5 protein-coding genes are annotated in these 4004 nt (G+C 44.6%); 1 reads left to right on the top strand and 4 read right to left on the bottom strand.

Annotated elements, in window-relative coordinates; all coding sequences use genetic code 11:
* Positions 1-519: helix-turn-helix transcriptional regulator (locus GRP75_RS20625; protein WP_160790234.1), on the top strand; the 519-nt coding region annotated here is incomplete at its 5' end.
* A gap of 85 nt (positions 520-604) precedes the next feature.
* Here the strand turns inward: GRP75_RS20625 and GRP75_RS20620 are convergent.
* From GRP75_RS20620 to GRP75_RS20605, 4 genes are all read right to left on the bottom strand, one after another.
* Positions 605-2089 carry an alpha-N-arabinofuranosidase gene (locus GRP75_RS20620; protein ID WP_028540582.1) on the bottom strand — a complete coding sequence of 495 codons (1485 nt, stop codon included), beginning with the start codon at positions 2087-2089 and terminating at the stop codon, positions 605-607.
* Positions 2090-2409: 320 nt separating this feature from the next.
* Entirely contained in the window at positions 2410-2688 is a 279-nt protein-coding gene (locus tag GRP75_RS20615; protein WP_023989282.1) for a DUF6171 family protein, read from the bottom strand.
* Between the two features lie 96 nt (positions 2689-2784).
* Positions 2785-3105, bottom strand: a complete 321-nt coding sequence (locus GRP75_RS20610) for a hypothetical protein (protein ID WP_023989283.1) — start codon at positions 3103-3105, stop codon at positions 2785-2787.
* 72 nt (positions 3106-3177) lie between these two features.
* Positions 3178-4004: Gfo/Idh/MocA family protein (locus GRP75_RS20605; protein WP_160790233.1), on the bottom strand; the 827-nt coding region annotated here is incomplete at its 5' end.

The following is a 4004-nucleotide window of genomic DNA, read 5'->3' as shown; positions in this document are numbered from 1 at the left end:
TGGAACCATCATAAACGACACAACAGAATTAAGGTTCAGCTCACAGAAGCCCTGCTTGGCCTATTTCGTCAGCTTGTGATGGAGCAACGACGTATTTCTAATCCTTACCCGGAAATATCAAGTTATTACATGCGCATTTTATGTTTGGAGTTTGACCGTATGCTATCCGATCATCCTATCGCTACTCATCATAACTATCTTGCGTATCAGATTAAAAATTATATTGAAGAAAATGCATCCTCTAACTTCAAGCTGGATGACGTGTCTTCACACGTAGGTATCAGCGTATCCCGAGCAGTACATCTGTTTAAGGAAACATTCGATACGAGCATTATGCAGTACACGCTGGACATCAGGCTTAACATGGCGAGAGAAAGAATCATTTTCAGTCCCATGTCACTGGAACAAGCCGCCGAATCGTCAGGATTTGCAAATTACACGTATTTTCACCGTGTATTTCGTTCCCGCTTCGGTATGTCTCCCAAGGAATTCAGGGTAATTCACCGCGAGCAATTGTAGGTAAAAGAGAGCGTTCACCTGAACGCTCTCTTTGTTCATAACCAATAATAATGAAATTCTGCTTACATACCACAACCCAGCTTTTTTACGGAGCAATTGTCAGCATCACTACCGACATTGGTGGCAGTGTAACATCCAAATGCTGACCTTGCAGCTGATAGGATGTGAAAGCTTCCTTTTTCACACGCTCTGGCTGATCAAACGTATTATGTGCCTGCATATCGTCGCTGGCAAGAACAACACCGCTGATCTTTTTAACCTCTTCCAGTCCTCTTAGCTCCAAATTCAAGTTTGCCGACTCGCCCGGATGGACGTTGCAAAAGCTAATATGAATATTGTCATCCTGCGCCTTGGAGGCGGACACGCTTACTTGTGGGATGGAATCCCCATCATATTCATAATCGCCCACCTTTACATGAACAGCCAGTGCTTGTGCATCCTGATGCACCTTAAACATTTCAAATATATGGTATGTCGGCGTCAACAGCATAGCAGGGCCTTCGGTCAGAATCATGGCCTGTAAAACATTGACCATTTGAGCGATATTCGTCATCTGTACACGGTCATGGTGATTATGGAAAATGTGTAGGTGCAGCCCAGCTACCAGCGCATCGCGCATCGTGTTTTGCTGATACAGGAAGCCCGGATTGGTCCCCGGCTCAGTCAGGAACCAGGTTCCCCATTCATCGACGATCAGTCCGACCCTTTTGTCAGGATCATATTGGTCCATAATGGCTGAATGACGAGTAATCAATTCATCCATATGCAATGATTTTTTCATCGTCTCGAACCATTCCGCTTCATCAAAGCCGAGTGCTTGCCGTTTCCCTTCCCAGTTTCCCGGGATCGTATAGTTATGCAGGCTCAAACCGTCCATAAGATGCCCAGCTTCACGCATCAACACTTCGGTCCAACGATAATCATCCACATTCGCCCCCCCTGCAATCCGATAAATGCGGTTCTCGCCATAGTTACGGACATATGTCTGATAGCGGCGATACAGGTCGGCATAATATTCTGGGCGCATGTTACCGCCACAACCCCAGTTTTCGTTACCCACTCCAAAATATTTGAGCTTCCATGGTTTCTCACGACCGTTTTCCTGACGCCATGCAGCCATAGGGGACTCTCCATCGAAGGTCATGTACTCTACCCACTCCGACATTTCCTGAACTGTACCACTGCCGACATTTCCACAAATATAAGGCTCTGCATCTAATAGTTCGCACAATTGAAAAAACTCATGTGTGCCAAAATGATTATTTTCAACCACACCGCCCCAATGCGTATTTACCATTCTCTTACGGTTTTCTTTTGGTCCGATACCATCTTTCCAATGATATTCATCGGCAAAACAGCCTCCCGGCCAGCGCAATACAGGAATGTTCAGCTTTTTCAGGGCTTCCACTACATCATTTCGAATTCCGTTTGTGTTTGGAATCGGTGAGTCCTCTCCAACCCATATGCCTTCATAAATGCAACGTCCAAGATGCTCAGCAAATTGTCCATAAATATTTTTATTAATAATGCCTTGTTTCCAATCGGTATTAACAACAATAGAACCCTTCACAACAAACCCTCCCCAAAATATTAAGATTGTTGGAACACCCTTACGAATGTTTGCGCTTTCATTTTTGGTCTAAATATCACTCATATTACCGATCTTCTTCCGATCTTAATTTTTACGCAACATCACATCTAGAAAACATTAATATAAATATTAATAATTAAATAAAAACATTTCACGTGTTTAATATATTTTATTGCCTACTTTTTGTCAATCGTTAAGAAAAGGTCCAATCAAACCAAAAAGCCTGCCATTAGGGCAGACCAAGGTATGACTACTTTAACCCGTAATCCAGGTTCAGCCGAGCCTGAGCATTGTATCTTTTAGGCTGTTCCTATCCAGCGTGAACCATGGTAACTGGGACAATTTTGAGCTGCCGCCAAAGCACGTACACGAACAATACTTCCGCTGATGCCACATGTATGCCCGGACATTAACTCTTCACATTGTGAGCAGGCCAACAGTCTGGCTTCGTACACTTCATCGTTTACACATTCCATTTTGGGTCTCATGTTGGTTAGAATTCTGGTAATTTGCTCTTCCGATATCGAGATATCTCTTTCACAGCCTTTACAGGTACTTGGCATAGGTATATCTTCCATCGTAAGCTTACCCTCCCCATCAACAATGTCTTAAGTAAATACAGTGAGTCCATGATGCCATAAATGATAACAGTATATTGTTTATTCTGGCTAGTCCTATTTCCGTTCCGACGAAAGGCTGGCAGCCGCCTCAGATACGACCATCGCCAAGTCCTCATTTCCGAACATGGACAGTACCCCTAATACCGTATCCAGCGGAATATCACCCGCTTCTTCACGCGATACAGTCAACTTGCGTACTCGTAGCAGACGCTCGTTGCTATCCTGATGCGGATACGCTACACGATATAATTCCTCTGGCTCCAACCCGTGATTGATACACCATTGCGCAAATACAAGGATCATCATATCTTCTTCTTGCTTATAATTTTCAATGATGGCTTCTTCTAGCTGTTTACCACGGTTATCTTCTTCCATTCATTCATTTCTCCTTCAACCTAATTCTTGATGTCTGTCTGGACTGTTAAGATCACGTTCGGACGTTCCATATTAAACACTCAAACGGCTGATCAGTTCGTCAGCCAGCATATGGCTTTCCAATACTTTTCCAGCCCGTACAGCACACTCCTCCGGACGATGAATATGCTCCAGAAAATGATTCACGACTCCGGTGAATCCCCGTCTTTCCAAAATCGTATCCCAGCTTCCAAATGTTTGCGTTAGTGGTGAATGATTTTTTTGCATAAAAACAGCCTGTTCCATATTTATTACTTCAACAGACCGTCCTGCCCCGTGAAGCTCCAGCTTCTCTATGTCAGCCCCTGCCTGTCTACTCATACTGTAGCTTCCGGTAGCATTCCCCAAACGTACGGTCCCGAACGCAGCATCCATATATCCATCACTCGTCGTATTCATACTGCTATGCAGCAGCTCATAATCATCGCCACCCAGCCACAAAAGCAAATCAAGCATGTGAATTAAATCATCATAAACCGTCTGTGCCGCCGGTCTTCGATCATATCCAGTACGGTGTTTAATGGCCGCACATTGACTGAATCCACCTGCTTCCTCTAACCATGCTTTAGCAGCTACATAATGCGGGGCAAAACGTCGATTAAAGCCTACCGCCAGCAGCACGGCCTGCGCTTCCGCAAAAGCGGTCATTTCCAGATTCTGACGAACATCATAGGACAACGGTTTATCCACATACACAGCAATCCCTTTTTCAATACACGCCATAACTAGATCAAAATGAGCTTCGGTCGCGGCATGTATAAATACAGCTTCCGGTTCCCATGCTAGCATCTCCTTCACATCAGTCGTTCCTCTTGGCAACCTATATTGCTCCATAATGGAACTCACCGGCTCCTGTGAAC

The organism is Paenibacillus sp. OT2-17, assembly GCF_009827695.1.
Taxonomy (GTDB): domain Bacteria; phylum Bacillota; class Bacilli; order Paenibacillales; family Paenibacillaceae; genus Paenibacillus; species Paenibacillus polymyxa_B.
This window is presented reverse-complemented; position numbering and strand designations above follow the sequence as displayed.